The sequence below is a fragment of the Edaphobacter acidisoli genome, assembly GCF_014642855.1.
In the GTDB taxonomy this organism is placed as follows: domain Bacteria; phylum Acidobacteriota; class Terriglobia; order Terriglobales; family Acidobacteriaceae; genus Edaphobacter; species Edaphobacter acidisoli.
Genome location: NZ_BMJB01000001.1, coordinates 1,758,110 through 1,777,422, shown reverse-complemented (window position 1 = coordinate 1,777,422; position 19,313 = coordinate 1,758,110). Strand labels below are relative to the sequence as shown.

General features: G+C 54.2%; 13 protein-coding genes. 7 read left to right on the top strand and 6 right to left on the bottom strand.

Annotated elements, in window-relative coordinates; translation table 11 throughout:
• Positions 1–172: 172 nt before the first annotated feature.
• Positions 173–898, top strand: coding sequence for a TetR/AcrR family transcriptional regulator (locus tag IEX36_RS07180; protein WP_188758570.1), 726 nt, complete (start codon positions 173–175; stop codon positions 896–898).
• Complete coding sequence (locus IEX36_RS07175; protein ID WP_188758569.1) at positions 895–3,477, top strand: glycoside hydrolase family 2 TIM barrel-domain containing protein; 2,583 nt, start codon at positions 895–897, stop codon at positions 3,475–3,477. The genes IEX36_RS07180 and IEX36_RS07175 overlap by 4 nt, the downstream gene beginning before the upstream one ends.
• A 97-nt stretch (positions 3,478–3,574) precedes the next feature.
• Here the strand turns inward: IEX36_RS07175 and IEX36_RS07170 are convergent, their stop codons facing one another.
• Genes IEX36_RS07170 through IEX36_RS07160 form a run of 3 tightly spaced genes read right to left on the bottom strand, consistent with a single transcriptional unit; the run spans position 3,575 to position 5,981 of the window.
• A complete protein-coding gene (locus tag IEX36_RS07170; protein ID WP_188758568.1) occupies positions 3,575–4,348 on the bottom strand; it encodes an SDR family oxidoreductase in 774 nt (257 codons plus the stop codon).
• Positions 4,349–4,378: 30 nt separating this feature from the next.
• Positions 4,379–5,074: an alpha/beta fold hydrolase gene (locus IEX36_RS07165; RefSeq protein ID WP_188758567.1), complete on the bottom strand. Its 696-nt coding sequence runs from the start codon at positions 5,072–5,074 to the stop codon at positions 4,379–4,381.
• Positions 5,075–5,132: 58 nt separating this feature from the next.
• Entirely contained in the window at positions 5,133–5,981 is an 849-nt protein-coding gene (locus IEX36_RS07160; RefSeq protein WP_188758566.1) for an alpha/beta fold hydrolase, read from the bottom strand.
• Between the two features lie 123 nt (positions 5,982–6,104).
• Between IEX36_RS07160 and IEX36_RS07155 the strand changes: the two genes are divergently transcribed.
• Together IEX36_RS07155 and IEX36_RS07150 are read left to right on the top strand one after the other, a co-directional pair.
• Entirely contained in the window at positions 6,105–6,737 is a 633-nt protein-coding gene (locus IEX36_RS07155; RefSeq protein WP_188758565.1) for a CGNR zinc finger domain-containing protein, read from the top strand.
• Between the two features lie 189 nt (positions 6,738–6,926).
• Positions 6,927–8,012 (top strand): YncE family protein, encoded by a 1,086-nt coding sequence (locus IEX36_RS07150; RefSeq protein WP_188758564.1) that lies wholly within the window; start codon positions 6,927–6,929, stop codon positions 8,010–8,012.
• A gap of 296 nt (positions 8,013–8,308) precedes the next feature.
• Here the strand turns inward: IEX36_RS07150 and IEX36_RS07145 are convergent, their stop codons facing one another.
• Entirely contained in the window at positions 8,309–9,226 is a 918-nt protein-coding gene (locus tag IEX36_RS07145; RefSeq protein WP_188758563.1) for an AraC family transcriptional regulator, read from the bottom strand.
• Between the two features lie 323 nt (positions 9,227–9,549).
• On the opposite strand from IEX36_RS07145, the gene IEX36_RS07140 reads away from it, so the two are divergent.
• The 3 genes from IEX36_RS07140 (at position 9,550) to IEX36_RS07130 (ending at position 17,096) form a co-directional block, all read left to right on the top strand.
• The gene (locus tag IEX36_RS07140; protein ID WP_229668778.1) at positions 9,550–10,440 is read left to right on the top strand and encodes a zinc-dependent alcohol dehydrogenase; all 891 of its coding nucleotides are present in this window, start codon (positions 9,550–9,552) and stop codon (positions 10,438–10,440) included.
• Between the two features lie 261 nt (positions 10,441–10,701).
• Entirely contained in the window at positions 10,702–14,523 is a 3,822-nt protein-coding gene (locus IEX36_RS07135) for a carboxypeptidase-like regulatory domain-containing protein (RefSeq protein ID WP_188758562.1), read from the top strand.
• A gap of 245 nt (positions 14,524–14,768) precedes the next feature.
• A complete protein-coding gene (locus tag IEX36_RS07130; RefSeq protein WP_188758561.1) occupies positions 14,769–17,096 on the top strand; it encodes a choice-of-anchor D domain-containing protein in 2,328 nt (775 codons plus the stop codon).
• 121 nt (positions 17,097–17,217) lie between these two features.
• Here IEX36_RS07130 and IEX36_RS07125 read toward each other — a convergent pair whose 3' ends face one another.
• Together IEX36_RS07125 and adh are read right to left on the bottom strand one after the other, a co-directional pair.
• On the bottom strand, positions 17,218–17,595 hold the full coding sequence (locus IEX36_RS07125) for a DUF779 domain-containing protein (RefSeq protein ID WP_188758560.1): 378 nt from the start codon (positions 17,593–17,595) through the stop codon (positions 17,218–17,220).
• A 75-nt stretch (positions 17,596–17,670) separates the two neighbouring features.
• A complete protein-coding gene (gene adh, locus IEX36_RS07120; protein WP_188758559.1) occupies positions 17,671–19,215 on the bottom strand; it encodes an aldehyde dehydrogenase in 1,545 nt (514 codons plus the stop codon).
• Between the last annotated feature and the right edge of the window lie 98 nt (positions 19,216–19,313).

Genomic DNA, 19,313 nt, shown 5'->3' with positions numbered 1-19,313 from the left:
GGGCTAAATGCTGGCCGGAGCCGATCGATCTCCTTTGAGCCGGAATGGCCTCTCTGATGCTGGCAAGGCGTCACCACCGAAGTTTTCTGTCTTGACTGAACTACTCGCGCATATGTAATTTCGAAGTGACATTACAAATTTGTAGTCCAATTACGGATTGCCGAGTCGGAAGATGCCGCGAAAGAAAGAGAAGAAACCGGTAAACGCATATCATGCACACCGCGAACGGCAGCGGCGACGCATTCTCGACGCTGCATGGAAGTTGTTCGATGAGCGTGGAATCGATCGCATCACGATGGCAGAGATCACATTGGTCAGCGGAGTTCAGCCTTCCACGATGTATCAGTATTTCTCCAATAAGGACGACATTGTCTGGGCGATCCTGCGCGAGTTGATGCAAGAGGTGAGCGAGCGTGCGAAGCGGACGCTGGAGGATGCTCCAAACGCAATGGCTCGACTCGCAGCGCTACTGGACTTCCTGGCCGATGAACTGGCAAACAATCCGATAAGGGTACGATTCATGGCGCAATTCGATGCTATGTATGCGCGTGACTGGCCAGCGGAACGGCTTATGACTTTGGAATCGCAAATCAATCCCGAGGGCTTCGAGGTTTTCACCGAGATAATCCGCGAGGGTATTGCCGACGGCTCACTCCGTGCCGATCTCGTTCCCGATCTTACAATACATGCGGTCGTCAACGCTGTGATTGGTGCGCAACGTCGACTTGCCTCCCTGGGAAACAAAATCGAGCTGGAGTATGGAAAGCCGATTGATCGTTTGTTCCGCGAAACGATCCGTGTGCTCCTGTTGGGATTACGCGCCCCGGAAAGTCCGAAGCCGCGACAATCGCGAAAGTGGAAAACCGCCGATGGCAGCACCAGAAAGAGGTCCGCATGAAAGTGCAATCTCGCGCCCTGATCGTTTTCATTGTCCTGCTGGGATGGCTTGTGCCGGTCTCATCGAATGCTGCAAATGCCGACTCGTCCAGACAGGAACTGGCGGCCGATACTGGGTGGAAGTTCCTGCTCGGCGATCCGAGTGGAGCGGAGTCTCCTTCGTTCGCGGATGCGTCGTGGCGCACAGTCGATCTGCCTCATGACTGGAGCATCGAGAGTACGCCCAACAAGGACAATCCGAGCGGCTCCGGCGGAGGGTACTTTCCAGGCGGCATCGGATGGTATCGCAAGAGTTTCCATGCCCCCGCGAATTGGAAGGGCAAACGTGTAAGCGTTGAATTCGACGGTGTATATCGCGATGCTACGGTGTACCTCAACGGACACAAGCTGGGTACGCATCCGTACGGTTACACGGCGTTCACGTTCGAACTCACGCCGGAACTAGACTACTCGGGCGTAAACGTTCTGGCAGTGCGTGTGGATAATTCAGCTCAACCAAACAGCCGTTGGTACAGCGGTTCGGGAATATACAGGCATGTACGTGTTGTGGTGACAGATCCAACGCATGTGGCGCATTGGGGAGTGTTTGTCAGTACTCCGGAGGCGACGGGCGCTTCGGCAAAAGTCTCGATCCGCACACAAGTAGCGAATGAGTCCTTTCGCAATGTGACGGTAACAGTTGAGACAGTGCTGCTCGACAAGATGGGGAACAATGTTGGCAGCACACATTCCAAGTTGAGCCTCGAAGCTGGAAAAGAAGGCGAAGCTGCACAAGAGATCACGGTAGCCAATCCCGCGCTTTGGTCTCCGGAGTCGCCCACGTTGTATCGTGCCGTTTCTATGATTCGCAGAAATGGCCATGTGATCGATCAGGTAACGACCCCGTTCGGAATTCGTACGCTTGCATGGTCCGCAGAGAAGGGGTTGCTGCTCAACGGGAAATCAATCAAGCTTACCGGCGGCAGTGTTCATCACGACAATGGGCCTCTTGGCGCAGCCGCTTTTGATCGCGCAGAAGAACGCAGGGTGGAGTTGCTGAAAGCTGCTGGCATGAATGCGGTGCGCACGGCACACAATCCGCCGTCGTCTGCGTTTTTGGACGCATGCGACCGTCTCGGCCTGCTGGTATTGGACGAGCCCTTTGATGTGTGGGAGGCGCACAAAGTGAAGTTCGATTACGGTAGCGACTTCGATGAATGGTGGAAGAAGGATATTTCGTCGATGGTGCTGAGGGACCGCAATCATCCGTCGATTGTGATCTGGGGAATTGGCAACGAGATACCCGAGCTCGAAGTGGATCGCGGCGCCGCGCTCGGTAAGCAACTAGCCGACCAGGTGCGAGCGCTCGACAACACCCGCCCACTCACGCTTGCGTTTCCGGGCACGACGACCAAGCCCACCGCGCAGGCCGTGTTCTCGCAGCTCGATATCACCGGGTACAACTACAACATTCTTCCTACTTACCAGAAGGACCACGAGCAGCTGCCGACGCGCATGATGCTGACGACCGAGTCCTGGCCTTCGAAGGCATTTTCGTTATGGCAGGTCTCGCACGATAACCCTTATGTTCTCGGTGATCTCACATGGACCGCCATGGATTACCTGGGTGAATCTGGTATTGGCGCATGGCAATATGGCACTCCGCAACAGGCAAAGATGGCAGAAGGCATGGCGGAGAAGATGGGTGGCACAGCCATGATCGATCAAATGTTCACGGGCATGGCAAATGGGAAAGACGTCATGGCAGATATGGCGAAGAACACCTCCGATCCAAGCGCCAAGGCCATGATGGAATTTTTCTTCCATCCTTATCCATGGCACGCGTCGGCATGCGGCGATCTCGACCTGACTGGTTTCCGCAAACCTCAGTCTTACTATCGCGACATCATCTGGAACGGCGGCGATCGTGTCTACGCTACCGTACGTTTGCCCGAGCCTGAAGGCAAAAAGATCATCGCGATTATGTGGGCCACATATCCCACGCTGCCCAGTTGGACCTGGCCAGGGCAGGAGGGCAAGAATCTCGAAGTGGAGGTCTACTCCGGCGCAGAAAAAGTGCAGCTCTTCCTGAATAACAAGCTGATAGGAGAGAAGCCAACGGGTCGTAACGAAAAGTTCAAAGCGGTGTTCTCTGTGCCATACGCGCCGGGCACGTTGAAGGCGGTGGGCCTGCGCGGCGATCGCGTGGTTGCTGAGAGCATTCTCACGACGACGGGAGAAGCAACGAAGCTGCGCCTGATGGCGGAACGAAAGGTGCTTCAGGCGGACGGCGAGGATCTGTCATTCGTGACCGTTCAGGCGGTGGATTCGAATGGCCGCCCTGATTTGCATGCGGACCAGGAAGTTCGGTTTGAAATCAGCGGGCCGGGCACGATTGCGGCGGTGGGAAACGGAGATGGACAGGATCCGGATTCCTATCACGGCGATCGACGCAAGCTCTATCACGGGCGCGCGCTTGTTGTAATTCGATCCTCGAGACAAACAGGGATAATCAAACTGATTGCCATAAGTTCCGGCCTCAGCGACGGTGCATTGAGCATCGACGCTAAGGCTTCACGACCTCAACCAGAGTTGCAGTAACGGATTGGAATCCGAAGGGAAACATTCACGCAATATAACCCTGACAGGCCACTCATCTGTCCTTGCGTCTCTTGATTTTCGTCGCTCTTGGAACTAGTCAGATTCCTTTGACCTCGCCGCCATCCATACGCACGGAAGCCCCGGTCATCCACTTGGCTTCAGGCGATACCATGAAGGCCAACAGAGCGGCGATCTCTTCTGGCTGCCCATAGCGGCTGATACCTGCCTCTTCAGGGAATTTCTTTGTGGCCTCTTCGACGCCCATATTATGAGCGGGAGCCCATTTCTCGAGAAACGACCGCCGCCGACCCGTCATCACCGCACCAGGCACGATGCTATTCACCTGAACGCCGTCCTTGATTCCTTGCTCCGCGAACGCCTTTGCCATGGCGATGATTGCCGCGTTTGTGGCTGCCACCGCAGCAAAGCCAGGTTTAGGATCGAGTGCCGCGCTGCCTGACATGAAGACCACCGACCCCTTGTTTGATTTGAGCGCATCCCAAGCACGTATGGTCATTCTGCGTGCTCCATGCAGCTTGAGTTCCATGCCCGCGTACCATTGCTCATCAGTCATCTCAAAAAGATCGATCTGCGGCACCGCTCCAGCGATGTTGAGCAACGCGTCGATGCGACCGTAACGGTCCAACGTGGATTTGACAATCGTCTCTGGCGCTTCCGCCTGGCTCAAGTCCAAAGCAATACTGAGCGGTTCGGCCCCTGTCGCACGAATAGCATCTGCCACGTCTTTTAGTGCATCGTCATTCCTTGCGACAAGAACGACCGCCGAAAAATCGCTGGCAAGGCGGATTGCAGTCGCTCGACCAATACCCTGGCTGGCTCCAGTAACGATTGCTACAGTCTGTTGCTTCATGTAATAGCTCCCTTTTGAACAGCGGTCGTTTCAGTCCAATGTAGCTTGAGCTGCTTCACAAATGATGTCTGCGACTTTGTCTGGCGAGGTGAGCAGCGGCGTGTGGTCGACCGCGAACGATCGGATCGTTGCTTTCATGCGCTGTGCCATAAAACGCTGCGTTTTGGGATTGATCATCCGGTCTTCTTCTGCAATCAGGTACCACGCTGGCGTTGTCTTCCATGCGGGTGACGCAACCGGCTCCCGAATACTCTTGGCCGAAATTGGCCGCTGTACCGCACGACATAAAGCAATCTGCTCGGCGGTCGCGTACTGTGCGAAAGCCTCAGAGAAGCTTTCATCGGGCATCCAGATAAAGCCATCCGAGTCAGGCGCGAGATGGGGCGCTTTAGGATGAGGTTCGTCGTGATAGAAGACATCGGCAACCGTCTCTCCTTCGTCTGGAGCGAGAGCGGCGACATAGACCAGCGCCTTCACGCGTTCGTCTTGCGCCGTTCCCACAACGGCTCCGGCATAGGCGTGCCCGACAACGATCACTGGGCCTTGAGTGCGAACGATCGTTCGCCGCAGCGCCGCGGCATCCTCGCTCAGCGATGTTAGAGGAATAGGCGCAGCCACAACGTTGAACCCTTGTTGCTGCAGTCTGCGTATGACTGGTTCCCAGCTCGATCCATCGGCCCATGCGCCGTGGATTACTATAACTGTGACGTTCTCAAACGCTGACATAAATCGCTCTCCCCACGTTTTATTGAATGGATGAATGTTGGACAGAAAAATCGCGGAATCAGGCGAAGAAAGCCACAATCTTTTGCGCGATGAATTCTGAGGAATCTTCGAGTGCGAAGTGGCCGGTGTCCAGCAGGTGTAGCTCCGCTTCTGGAATATCGCGCAGATATGCTTGCGCGCCTTCGACCGTAAAGAACGGATCGCTCTTGCCCCAGACAATCAGTGTCTTCGGCTGCTTATTACGAAAGAATGTATGCCACTCGTCATAGCGCGCGAGATTCGTCTGATAGTTGTGAAGCAGGTTCAGCTGGATGGCATCATTGCCGGGACGATCGAGAAAATGCTGGTCGACGGTATAGGCATCGGGGCTGATGCGGGTGACGTCCTTAACGCCATGGGTGTACTGAAAGATGGTGGTTGGCAGTGTGAGCAGGGCCCGCACGGGCTCTTCTGTCTCTGCTGTTCGATTGGCCCAGAACGGTTTCATAGGATCGAAAGCTGCCCCGATGCCCTCCGCATATGCGTTCCCGTTCTGAACAATGATGCGCTCGATCGCGTCAGGGTGCTTCGACGCGATGCGATAACCGATGGGCGCACCGTAGTCCTGTACGTAGATACTGAACTTCTTCAGACCAAGATCGTTGAAGAGCAACTCCTCTACATGCGCGGCCAGATTGTCGAAGGTGTATTCGAATTCGCGTGTTTCGGGCGCATCACTGTAGCCAAAGCCGATGTAATCCGGCGCAATGATGTGGAACTTGCCCTCAAGCTTCGGGATCAGATCGCGAAACATGTGTGATGAACTAGGAAAGCCGTGCAGCAACACGATGGTAGGAGAAGTTTTCAAACCTCCCTCGCGATAGAACATTTTGTGTCCGCGAATAGTGGCGTGATGATAAGTTGGCATAATCTCTCTCCTTGTAATGGACGAAGCTACGCCGTTCCAGCGGCAATGAGATGAGACTAGTTGACACCGGTAAATATGTCAATATAGGTGTCTATATTTTTCACTGTTTCAAAAAGAGGCAAAATGCGAGCTGCTCAAAAAGAACTAGGTGAATGGGTAGACGGCTTTTTATTCGTTGGTAATAAGCCGATTCTGGACTTTTTGAACACAAATCCTGTGCTGGTACAGGGGCAGACGGAGCTCCTGCCAGACTTTGATGCACTGGCGCGATGGCTCTTTGCGTCTGATCTTGTAAATTCACCGAAAATCAAGACTCTTATTCGAAGCTGGAAGGGGTCGCGGGAAGCATCAGCGTTTCTAAAAGAGCTGATTGCATTCAGGGAGCGTTTGAGGGAAGCTGTTTTGCGGATGGAGAGCGGGTTGGGTGCGCCGGACGAATTTGTGAAAGAAGTGAATGAACGGCTTGTGAATTATCCGCCGCGTGCGGCTCTTCGCAAGCGTGATGGACGGCTCGTAATGGAGATGCTCTTCAATCCGGGAAAACCGGACGATCTGTGGATGCCCTTTATCCACGGAGCAGCTGATCTACTAACAGAGGCAGCGGCTGGCCGACTCCGCCAGTGCGAGTCTTGTGTGCTGCACTTTTATGACACGAGCAAGAAAGGCTCGCGCCGGTGGTGCAGCATGAACATCTGTGGCAACAAGATCAAGGTAGCGACCTATCAGCGCAAAAAGCGCGAGGGCAGCATACGCTAATCGATAACGCTCCGGAGCGATGGTGCACTTAGGACGTCCTGCTATTTAGGCAATAAACCTTGAGATGCCGGGCCTCTTCCATTCCGAGCGCGGTAATATCCGAGGCGATGGCTCGAAGTCGTCGTCTCAAGAGTAATTTTTATCGCAAGCTGGCTGTTGGCTTGATTCAACCAAAGGAGAGGAAACCCGATGCGAAAACTATTTACCAGCTCTTTTCTGGCCGAAGTCATGTTGGGAACGTTGATATTCCATGTCCAAGGAATTTGTCAGACGACACCACATAAGGCGCTGCTTGCGCTCTCCAAGCGCGATCACACGCTCGCTATAGTCGACCCGAACTCGCTCAAGGTGATTGCTCGCGCTCCTGTAGGTCCCGATCCGCATGAAGTGATTGCATCAGATGACGGCAAGACAGCATACGTCTCTATCTACGGCGGCGGCCGATATCACGCGTTATCTGTGATCGACCTCGTCGGACAGAAGGCGCTTCCCGACATCGATACCGGGTCACTCAATGGTCCGCACGGCCTAGATTTCCTGCATGGGAAGTTGTGGTTCACAGCCGAGGGCGCCAAGGCAATCGCTCGCTATGATCCAGCTACCGCAAAGATCGACTGGATCATGGGGACGGGGCAGAACCGCACCCATATGCTTTTCGTCACAAAAGACGAGAAGAGTATCTACACGACAAACGTCGCATCGGGTACGGTCACGATACTCGAAAAGGTGACTTTACCTATGGTGGGTCCGCCCCCAGGTATACATCCACCATCGGGAATGCAACCTCCATCAGTGCCGCCGCCCGGCGTCGGTCAATCTCGCACGGACTGGACTGAGACAGTGATTCCGGTCGGCAAAGGTGACGAGGGCTTTGATGTATCACCAGACGGTCGCGAGCTTTGGACAGCGAATGCGCAGGATGGAACGATCTCAGTGATTGACCTTGCTAGCCGTAAGGTAGTCGCAACACTCGACGCGAATATTCAAAGCGCAAATCGGCTCAAGTTCACACCCGATGGCAAACGGGTTCTCATCTCGTTGCTGGGTGGCAGCGACCTGGTGATCTACGATGCTGCATCGCGCAAGGAATTCAAGCGCGTGAAAATCGGCCACGGAGCGGCAGGCCTCCTCATGGATCCAGATGGATCACGAGCCTATATTTCATGTGGCCCGGACAACTACGTTGCTGTGATCGATCTGAAGACTCTTGACGTTATTGGTCACATTAACGTCGGTGGAGAACCCGACGGGCTCGCGTGGGCTCTGCAGCCTTGATTCCCAGCGCTTGGCCTCATTGGATTCACTGTTCCTGAAGCAATATGCCGTACAGCGGATTTTGGCCAAATGCCATCCCTAATGGTGCTTCGCAGCCAAGTTTAAAAACGGAGGTTCTTGACAGTGATGACATATCGTTTTGCTGAAGCGCAATTGTCTTGTGATCTACGTCCAGGAAGGACTCAGGACGAAGTCCCAGAAGCCTTTTCGGGTTTGTTTTCGGCAACGTTGCCACTATTTTAAGAAGGCGGATCAAGTGAATGAGTGGTATTCAAACTCATATCGCTGATTGCAACTCACGTTGTGATCGACACACCTGTTGAATAAGCACGTCGTGCCCGCTCTTGTTGTCCCGGTGAGATGGTCCAGATCGTGTTAACAAATTTAGGATCGATATAAACGTCCTTACATATGCCATCTTGGCATCTACGTCGCCAAGCTCCCGGTGTTTCTCCGCAAACTTCATGAAAAGCGCGGGTAAAGTGATGCACTGTCTTGAAGCCAATTCTGCCCGCTATTTCTTTGAAGGAATAGCTCGAATATTCGATAAGTTCTTTGGCTTTCTGAATGCGATATTGGAGCAGATAGTGCCTTGGCGATATCCCTAAGACATCCTTGAAATGCTGTCGGATATGTCGATCAGATTTTCCCACGGCTAGTGCAATCTGCGAGAGCGTGCAATCCTGTGCGTGATGCTCCCTGATAAAAGTAGTTGCTTGTCGGATAATTCGATCACTGTATAGAGAAGAATCAATATGGTCGTCTGTGCAGAGCTTCTCTTGTGGTCGATCATTCCGTAGATATTGAAGCAACAATTCGCCGAGGAATGAGTTGCATAGCTCGCGATGAAGGTATCCTCGTCGTTCACCTTCGTGCCGGATTCGTTCAAACTGAGCAGGGACTCCTGAATCGCTTTTCTCTTGCAACTCTCGTGCTTTTAATAACTGGCCTCGCAACCAACGGTCATTTACGACAAACTTCACGTCCAACGTCTTTACCAGCGAGGACGGGCTCAGCGCGTGAACCGAATGGGGTTTCACCAACAGGAGAGAACCCGGTTTGATGAGGTATTCATGTTGTTTCAGATAGATAGAACCGGAGCCGGAGATGAAATAAATCATCTGAAAGTAGATGTGCTCGTGCTTCGCGAGCTTTGTATGCAATTGATAATCGTATCGTGCTGTCCAGAGTACTTCGACCAAAGACTTAAGCATCCGTCAATCCTTCGGAGCGGATTATACATCCGTTAAATATCTTGGCGCTGGCGGGAGTGCGGGGCCAAAATTCGCTGTTGCCTGCTTTGTCGGTGTTGCAGACGTGATGGGAAGCATTTCCGTTCTGGATAAAGCTTCAGCGCATCTCTGCAAAGACCTTGATGGGAACGCTCCCTATACTGATCGCAATGACTCGAATGATACAGGCTCCGCTGAAACTGGTCGATGCATGCCACCCAAACTCTCAGAGGGTTGCCGTTCTTGATGAGCCACGTCGGCTTTCGCTACGTTGTGCAGAGATCCCCGAACCGGGAGACGGCGAAGTGCGCATCAAGATTAAGTGGGTGGGAGTATGTGGCTCTGATGTTGAGACATATCGCGGCATACGCAGCCCAGAGTTCGTGAGCTTTCCTGCCCGTCTGGGACATGAGGTTGCGGGCACTATCGATAAGCTCGGGCCCAATGTTGAGGGAGTGCGCGTAGGGGATCAAGTCACCTGCCGATACGTGTGGGGAGCATTCGCCGAGTACGTCGTATGTCATCCTTTCAACGTCAAGGTTGTGCCGTCCTGGTTTCCTCTAGTTGATACCAGCTTGATCGAGATCCTTCCCGGCGTTCTTCATGCTGCAGAGATCGCTCAGATTAATCAACGAACGACAGTTCTGATTATGGGCCAAGGAGTAAGCGGTTTGGTGCTGACACAGGTAATCCGCCTCCTCAACCCAAAAACACTGGTCGTGACTGATCTAAATGATGACAATTTGGCTCTTGCAAGAAAGTACGGTGCAACTCACACCTTCAAGATCCCCTCACCGGAAACGTCGACTACGCAGGTTGTGGGAGAAGAATTTCCCGACGGGTTTGACGTGGTTATTCCATGCTTGCTTGAGGGGGACGGTATGGTAGATGCAATCGATTGTGCTGCTTTCGCTGGAAAAATTGTGATGTACGGATGCATCGGAGTTTCCAGCCGTCCCATTGACTTTTTGAAAGTTCATCGCAAACGTATCGATATTTACTCCACGGAGCCAAAGCGTGATATCGATATGCGCCACTTCTATAACGAAGGCCTGCGACTCGTACTCGATGGATTGATCAATACTTCGGAGATTGTCACGCATCATGTGCCTCTCAGCCGAATCGACGAAGCCTTTGCGTTGCGTGACGATGCCAGGAGCACCGCTATTCACGTATTAGTCGACTGTGAGTCATAGATACGCAATGAGTAACGGTCAATAACTTTGCCTGGTATGGTGTTCTACGCACTTTTGCCGGGTTGAATTGGATTCCGTTGCGAATTCATCGTCGAATCAAAGAAGTACCGATTTCCGTTTCAGACAAATTTTCAACAATTCAATCTAAAGACAGATATGGACCCAGCCCACCATAATCACCTCCATAGATTTTAAGGAGAAGTTGTAATGATGGATGCTCTTGGTAGGCGTGCCGCGTATGTCTCTTCAGTCTGGAGCACGGTGAGTTTAGTAGTTGCCGCGCTGCTAATCATGATCCCGTGCTGTCGCAACGCATTTGCTCAAAGCGGCGCTGGAGCGATTCAGGGTACCGTCACCGATGCAGGCGGGGCCGTCATTCCAAATGCTTCGATTCATGTTCTTAATACGGCTACGGGCGTAGCGTCCGATACGAAGACCAACAATGTGGGGTTTTATCAGTCGCCGGGGTTATTCGCAGGGACCTATATGGTGAGGATTGTCGCGCCGGGGATGGAGACCATTCAAAGAACTATTCAACTCCTGGTAGGCCAGCGTGCGGTGGTAAATGCTTCCTTGAAAGTGGGATCCACCACGGAAACAGTCGAGGTAACCGGAGACGCCGTGCAACTCGTTACTCCTACAAGTGGAGTGATCTCCTCGACGCTCGAAAACAGCAGGATCAGCCAGCTCCCGATGAATGGACGCAACGTCCTCACCTTAGTCCAAGAGACCACGCCTGGGCTGGGGACCTGCTCGGAGTCGACATCGTCCTGCCCCAGTGGCCTGGCAGGCAATGCGATGGAGTATTCGGTCGATGGCGTCACCATGCTCAATGGAGAGTTTGGAGGCACGCACGTGGGCGCGTCGGAGATACCCGATCCGGATTCGATTCAGGAAGTCCGGGTGGAGATGAATGGTTCCGGCGCGGAGTCTGCAACCCCAGCTACCGGCATTCTTACCACCAAGTCGGGCACTAACCATCTTCACGGAAGTCTCTTTGAAACAGCCCGCAACAATTACTTTGGCGTAGCTCGCTCCAGGGCGAATCCATCGAACTACGTGGCTCCTCACCTGGTGCGCAATGAGTTCGGCGCTTCTGCCGGTGGCCCGATTGTTCTCCCTCACCTTTATGACGGCAAAGATAAGTCCTTCTGGTTTTTTGCTTATGAGCGCTACTCCCTGGCGTCCTCGTCTTATCAACTTATGAGCGTGCCGACGGTGGCCATGAGGAACGGCGACTTCAGCGGATTGACGAATAGCTCAAATGTTCTGCAGCAGCTCTACGATCCAAATACAACGACATACAATGCCGCGGGTGGCGCATACGGAAGCTGGCCGCGTCAGGAGTTTGCCAACAATCAGATTCCGCAGACCAGAGAATCTCCGACGGCTAAAATTTTCAGCGATATTACGCCGCTGCCCACTACAAACGACAACCCGGGGGTCGCGCCTAACCTGAACGCGCTTGCCCCTAATTACCAGGTTACTCCGAACATCACGTTCCGCTTGGACCACGTGTTCAATCAGAATAACCGTGCTTATTTGCGCTACACGCAGACCGGTACGAACTATACGTTTCTTCGCAATGACCCTGCGGAGCCAGCATCGGTTGCGGCCGACGGCATGCCTGCTAATGCCAGCGGCGTCTCTTTGAACCAATACAACCTGTTTGCTCCGGCAATTGGGTTCACTCATATCTTTTCCCCTACGTTCTTCTCGGAGACCATCCTCAGTCAGCAGTGGTTTGGTGAGCAGAACTATGCCGGTGGCACTCCGTTTGCCAACTTCGAGCAGCAATTGGGGCTGCCCAACAACTTTGGTGAGATCGGGCTTCCCATCATCGGTAGCGGCGAGATCTTCAGCCCGTTTGATGGCACGCAGTTCCAGTATGGAATGACCCAGACCATCGTCAATCTCGATGAAAATCTAACCAAGATCTACGGACGCCATCAGTTTTTGTTCGGCATCCGGGTACGTCATGAGCACTTCGGTTCGAGACCCAATGAGATCGAGGACACTGTTACGTTCAACGGCATGGCGACCGGCATTGAAGATCCAACCTCGAAGCAGAACTATACTGCTGTGCCGAACACGGGAAATGCGAATGCAGATGAGTTTCTTGGGGCTGCCTCCGGTTACACCGTGAACACCGATCCGCCTTATGGCAAGATTTCAAATAATGAGTTCGACGGATACTTCCAGGATAACTTCCATGTGTCCAGGGGACTGCTTCTCAATCTGGGGCTTCGTTACGAAGCGCATCCTTCTCCTGTAGTAGGAGATGGGCTCATGCTGGCGTTCGATATCCCGAACCGTGCCGTGGTAACCGCACTGACTCCGCAGGAGCTGGTGGCGAAGGGTTACACAACGCAGAACGTGATCACGAACGACGAGAACATCGGGATGGTGTTCGAAACTCCTGAAGCAGCGCACATGCCGTCGACCATGATGAGGAACTACGACTTTACCTTTGGCCCGCGCGTTGGCTTTGCCTGGACGCCCGATCCCAATTATGGAACGGTCGTACGCGGCGCCTATGGGCGATTTATCTATCCTGAGCCGATTGGCAACTTCCTGAAGTCGTTCGACCGGCGGAATCCGTTCACGCTGAGCTATGGCGAAAGCTATACAGCGGCAAACCAATCACCGGACGGTTTGAAAGACTATCTTCTGCGTTCGAAGCAATCCGTCGTGATGGGTGTCAACAGCGCCAATGTGGTCAATAGCTCCTCAATTACCGCGATTCTGCCGGGCGTTGGCCTCCAGACCAACAATCCGGATTTTCCGCCTAATTATGTAACTCAGGCGAACTTGACCGTCGAGCAGCCGATGAAGGGAAATTCTGCGTTGCGGTTGAGCTACATCTATACCCATGGAACTAACCTTGATCAGATCATGGAGTACAACAACCAGCCCTCTGCTTACAACTGGGAGATGAGGACGGGAACGATTCCACCTACCGGGAGTGTGATTGGGTCGAATCAATATGCGGCTACGGCAATGGGACCATATGACCAGGTTACCTATGGCTCAAACACGCTGACGCAGAAGAGCGGTTGGTCGAACTATAACGCCTTGCAGGCTAACTATCAGCGTCTCTTCCATCATGGGGTTGCGTATCAGATCTCCTATGTGTGGGCGAAGTCGATGTCGACGCAGGGAGCTGGAGCCGCCCAGAACGATATTCTTCCTTACGCGGACTATATTGATAGCGGGTTAGGCGTGATGACCCAGTCCTATGGGCCGGAATATGCTCCGGCGCTTCCTCCACCTCCGCCCTCGAACACGCCATCTTACGGGTACTATCGCGCGCTCAATCGCTTCGAGAACTACTCGGTCGATACCACTACTCCGAAACAACAGGTGCTATTCAACGGAATTTTCGATCTGCCCATTGGTCGCGGAAAGCGGTACTTTGGCCATGTCAATCGGTTCGTCGATGAACTCATCGGAGGTTACGAGATTGCCGGTGCTGGGAATGTCACTTCACAGGACTTCGCCGTCACCTCCACAAACTGGGGGCCAACCAATCCGCTGAAGGTCTATAAGCATGGTGCTCCAATCACCGATTGCCGCAGCGGCGTGTGCTACAAGTCGTATGAGTGGTTCAACGGATACATCGCCCCTACGGCCATCTCCGGCAACACATGCTCGGCGGGGCTGTCGACTGTCGTCAGCGGACTTCCGTCCAATTGGTCTCCTTACCAGAGTCCGGCCGATCAGATTTGCAGCGCGCCATCTGGTGGGAAGGTTGTAACAGACAAGTACTTCGGCAAGGACGAGGTCAATGTCACTACGACCAACGGGGTTACTGCACCGCTTGCTTATGCGCCGTCGCCTGGAGGGTCTAATCCTTATTCGAAGACGGTGCTCAATGGGCCGTTCAACTATAGCGCTGATATCTCACTGTTCAAGGTGTTTCCGATTACGGAGAGTGTGAATCTGCGGGTGAACGTGGATGCATTCAATGCCTTCAATATCCAGGGGTATAACAATCCAAGCGGAACGGATGGTACGGAGAGCCTGCGGAGTTCCTTCAACACTCCCCGTCAGATCCAGCTCACGGCGCGGCTGACTTTCTAAGACGCGCTCTAGTTCAACTTGTTGGCATCCATCCTGGTTCGATTTTGGACTCAGGATGGATGCCAGTTTATTTCGTTCCATACCTGTTGCTGTTTTAATCCTCTGCCTTATCTGTGGCAGGAATGCGAAGTCGCGCGCCTGCGAACGACTTGTAGCTCATCCGAACGCAATTCCGTTAACCCCTTAGGGGTTGTTGAAAAGCAAGACCGGACCACAGCGAATACCTCATTCAGGAGAGCTCTCTCATGCGTCGTGCTACTCAAATCGTCCTGACTGTCCTCATGTTTCTTCCCATCGCGCGCGCGCAGACGAGCATGACGATCAGCAGTTTGACGGGGCCCGTCACCTCCACGGAAAGCAGTTCTTTTCTCTCTTACATGGCTGCTCAGACCCCGGCGGCCAACAACATCGGCAACAACTGGGCGCAAGGCGCCAGCGGCGAAGCCGTCAAAGCGATGGGCATGGTCTATGAGATTACGCAGAACACCGCAGTGCTCGACCAGATGATCCGTTTCTGCGACACCCTGCTCTCCGAGCGCGACGATCTCGCGTCTGCGCCCACAGGCCAGCTCATTATCTGGACGGGACATATCGATCCCGTCTGGCCCGGCACAACCACTACTCCCATCCAGACCGCGGGGGAACAGGGCGACGCCGTAGGCCATCTAGGCAACTGCGCGCGTCTTATCCTTGAGACGCCCAGTATCTGGGACAACAACGTTGCCATCGGCGATCCGGATGGTTATGGCACGACTTACCTCGCACGCGCCAAGACCTATGTGGCTCAGGCTGATGTGGCTGTCAGTGGCCACATCCTCAAGTCAGAGTTGGATATCTCTAACTCCAATCATTACTATTTCTCCGTCGCCGATCCCTACAAGAGCGGCCAGCCAGTTCCTTGGAATCAAGTGGCGATGTTCAACTACGGTTTCCAGAACCTGGCCATTGATCATCAGATCCTGGGTGACAACTCCACGCTCGAAGCGCAGTACTACCAGCTCGTACAGGCCAACATCAACTGGTTCTTCACCTCCGGCTACACCGAGGCAACGGATAGCGACGGCAACCCCACCTATAGCTGGGACTATGCCTATCCAACCACTCCTCTCGAAGACAACAACCATGGCAGCCTCGATCTCAACGGCTTTTACCGCGCGTATGTGACCGGAGAGTATGGCATCACGCCTGCCATGATGACTCCCTTTGGCTACACGTTCAACGACATCATGACGCTCGGCCCTGGCGATTACTCCGGCTTCATCAATGGCACCACGGGCTCTGGCAATCAGGCAGCCACCAATTACATCCGTAGCGGCTGGCTGTTGATGGCCGATTTCATGCCCAGCAGCTACGACACGGCGTTCACCAGCGCTGACTTCGTTGCCGGCGGCACCACGACCAACGCCGACCGCTTCTCGAAACTGCTCTGGATGAAGAATGAGCGCTACCAGTCCTTCACGTTGACGACATCAACTCCCTCACAGACCATCCCTGCCGGCAGCAGCGCAACCTATCCGGCAACCATAGAGGCTCAGGGAGCCTTTGCTGGCACGGTCAACTTCAGTGTCCTGAACTTCACCGGCTTGCCGACTGGAGTCACGGCGACGTTTAGCGCGCCCACGGTGACCGGTGGTGGTTCCTCGACCCTGACCCTGACCACTACCAGCGCCACGCCCAACGGGACCTATCCCATCACCATCCTGGCAAGCTCCATGGGACAGGTCACTCAGACCGCCACCGTCAACCTTGTCGTTGCCTCCCAGATACTCAACCCGGCTGGACCACTCAGCTTCACCACAACGAGCGGAACGACCAGCGCTACGCAGATCGTCACTTTGAGTAATCCTGGTACAGCCGCGCTTGCAATCACCAGTATCTCGCTCACCGGAACAGATGCAGGCTCCTTCACCGAGACCAATCATTGCGGAGCCTCTTTGGGGGCAGGAGCGAGCTGCGTCATCTCATTGGCGTTTGCCCCAACCAGCACAGGCAGCGACACAGCGATGCTTACCGTAACAGACAACGCCATCGGATCGCCGCAGACAGTAGCGCTCGTAGGTACGAGTGTGGCTCCAGTCTCGGCTGACTTCAACCTCTCGGCGTCTCCCTCTTCGCTTACCGTCACAGCAGGGAATAGTACGAGCTCAACCCTTACCGTGTCAGCGATTGGAGGCACAGTTAATGGTCCGGTGATGCTCTCAGCGTCTGGCGTGCCAGGTGCGACTATTACCTTCTCACCTGCGTCGGTCTCACCAGGCAGCGGCACTGCGACAAGCATCATGACTGTACAGGTGTCGTCTTCACTGGCCATGATTCACGCTTCACGGTCTGGCGTGATGGGCGGCATAATGTCAGCGATTCTTCTTCCCTGGTTATTCCTGCGCAGACGGCCGCATCGGAGATCTCAGTGGCATGCGACATTGAGTTTGCTAGTGCTGCTACTGGGTGCATTTGGTCTGTTGTGCGGATGCCAGGGAAGCCAGAATCCGGTCGGTAAGAACTATACGATCTCTATAAGTGGAGCTTCCGGAACCAATACCCATATCACTACCATCAGCCTCACAGTCCGGTAGCGGCGATTAAGCTTTATTTTCTATTCAGCACTGTGACTGCAGAAATCAATCAGTGAGCTTCCGTCGCCGCTTATAAGTTGGTTAGCATTGCAGGTATTGCCTCAGCAGGTATTTAAAGCGTTTAGATGCGACCTGTGGCGCGAAGAGCTGCGATTTCGATGTCGCTGAAGACATTTGAGCGGATAAGGAAGCGGACGCCTTCGGGGTTTTCGAGCGAGAACATGCCACCGCGTCCGGGGACTACGTCAAGGATGAGTTGAGTATGTTTCCAATACTCGAACTGGCTGCGGCTTATATAGAAAGGTGTGTCGCCGAGCGTGCCGATCAAGACGTCGTTGTCGCCGGTGAGGAATTCACCGCGCGGATAACACATGGGCGAACTACCGTCGCAGCAACCGCCTGATTGATGGAACATGAGGTCGCCGTGTTTCTCCTTAAGCTTCGCTATGAGTTGCATTGCGGCAGAGGTGGCGATGACTTGGTCCGGAATGTGAGACATGGTCTTTGAAACTCCCACGTCTCCATCGCGTCAAATTGGGCGACGCGATGAAGACGCTGGCCGATAAGCGATAGTTTAGAAGAATCCTAAAGCGTTGGGACTGTAGCTGACGAGCTGGTTCTTCGTCTGCTGGTAGTGGTCGAGCATCATCTTGTGATTTTCGCGACCGATGCCGGATTGCTTGTATCCGCCAAAGGCCGAGTGGGCTGGATATAGGTGGTAACAATTGGTCCAGACGCGGCCAGCCTGGATGCCGCGGCCGAAGCGGTAGGCGCGGTTCAGGTCGCGTGTCCAGATGCCTGCGCCGAGGCCATAGAGCGTGTCGTTGGCGATGGCCATCGCTTCTTCGTCGTCCTTGAATGTGGTGACGGAGACGACGGGACCGAATATCTCCTCTTGGAAGATGCGCATCTTGTTGTTGCCTTCAAAGACAGTGGGTTCAATGTAGAAGCCGTTGGCAAGGCTTGGGCCATTGTCAGCGCGCTTGCCACCGGTGAGGACCTTTGCGCCTTCCTTCTTGCCGATATCCAGGTAGGAGAGAATTTTCTCCATCTGTTCGGTTGAGGCTTGGGCACCGATCATGGTGTCACTATCTAGCGGGTTGCCGCGCTTGATCTTCTTGACGCGATCGATGGCTCGGTCCATGAAGCGATCGTAGATTGATTGCTGGACAAGCGCGCGCGATGGACAAGTGCAGACTTCGCCCTGGTTAAGCGCGAACATACTGAAGCCTTCGAGCGCTTTGTCGAAGAAGGCGTCATCTTCACGCATGACGTCTTCGAAGAAGATGTTGGGGCTCTTGCCACCGAGCTCGAGTGTGACGGGGATGATGTTCTGCGAGGCGTACTGCATAATGAGACGCCCCGTGGTGGTCTCTCCGGTGAAGGCTATTTTAGCGATGCGATTGCTGGAGGCGAGTGGCTTGCCCGCTTCGAGGCCAAAGCCGTTGACAACATTAAGCACGCCGGGGGGCAGAAGGTCGCCGATCAGCTCGGCGAGGACGAGGATGCCGAGTGGAGTTTGTTCGGCTGGCTTGAGTACGACGCAGTTGCCTGCGGCGAGCGCTGGCGCGAGTTTCCACGCGGCCATAAGGAGCGGAAAGTTCCACGGGATAATCATGCCGACTACGCCGAGAGGCTCATGGTAGTGATAGGAGATGGTGTCGTGATCGATCTCAGAGATGCCGCCTTCCTGCGCGCGGATAGCTCCAGCGAAATAGCGGTAGTGGTCGATGCACAGCGGGAGGTCGGCTGCCATGGTCTCGCGGATGGGCTTGCCGTTGTCCCAGGTCTCAACGGTGGCGAGCATCTCGAGATTGTCGGCCATGCGCTGGGCGATTTGTTCGAGGATGTGGGCACGCTCGGCGGGTGAAGTACGTCCCCAGGAGTCTTTTGCGGCGTGTGCGGCATCGAGCGCTAGATTGATGTCGTCAGCGTTTGAACGCGGTATCTGACAGAGAACTTCGCCCGTGACAGGTGTGACGTTATCGAAGTAGGAGCCGGAGATAGGCGCGGTCCATTTACCCCCGATGTAATTGCCGTACTGCTGTTTTATTTTGACCGGGAAGCCGTAGGCGCCCGGCGCGACTTTGCTGGCTGGTGCGGAGGTCAATGTTGCCATGGGTTCTGCTCCTTCAGAGTGTTGGATGCCGGTTTTGCACGGCAAACATGCGGATTTTCTGCATTGGACGCGGTAGCGATTCTGCCATGAAATTGCGC

Excerpts from the sequence above, each read along its gene's own strand:
- IEX36_RS07180 (WP_188758570.1), top strand. The coding sequence starts at position 173 with ATGCCGCGAAAGAAAGAGAAGAAACCGGTAAACGCATATCATGCACAC.
- IEX36_RS07175 (WP_188758569.1), top strand. The coding sequence starts at position 895 with ATGAAAGTGCAATCTCGCGCCCTGATCGTTTTCATTGTCCTGCTGGGA.
- IEX36_RS07170 (WP_188758568.1), bottom strand. The coding sequence starts at position 4,348 with ATGAAGCAACAGACTGTAGCAATCGTTACTGGAGCCAGCCAGGGTATT.
- IEX36_RS07165 (WP_188758567.1), bottom strand. The coding sequence starts at position 5,074 with ATGTCAGCGTTTGAGAACGTCACAGTTATAGTAATCCACGGCGCATGG.
- IEX36_RS07160 (WP_188758566.1), bottom strand. The coding sequence starts at position 5,981 with ATGCCAACTTATCATCACGCCACTATTCGCGGACACAAAATGTTCTAT.
- IEX36_RS07155 (WP_188758565.1), top strand. The coding sequence starts at position 6,105 with ATGCGAGCTGCTCAAAAAGAACTAGGTGAATGGGTAGACGGCTTTTTA.
- IEX36_RS07150 (WP_188758564.1), top strand. The coding sequence starts at position 6,927 with ATGCGAAAACTATTTACCAGCTCTTTTCTGGCCGAAGTCATGTTGGGA.
- IEX36_RS07145 (WP_188758563.1), bottom strand. The coding sequence starts at position 9,226 with ATGCTTAAGTCTTTGGTCGAAGTACTCTGGACAGCACGATACGATTAT.
- IEX36_RS07130 (WP_188758561.1), top strand. The coding sequence starts at position 14,769 with ATGCGTCGTGCTACTCAAATCGTCCTGACTGTCCTCATGTTTCTTCCC.
- IEX36_RS07125 (WP_188758560.1), bottom strand. The coding sequence starts at position 17,595 with ATGTCTCACATTCCGGACCAAGTCATCGCCACCTCTGCCGCAATGCAA.
- adh (WP_188758559.1), bottom strand. The coding sequence starts at position 19,215 with ATGGCAACATTGACCTCCGCACCAGCCAGCAAAGTCGCGCCGGGCGCC.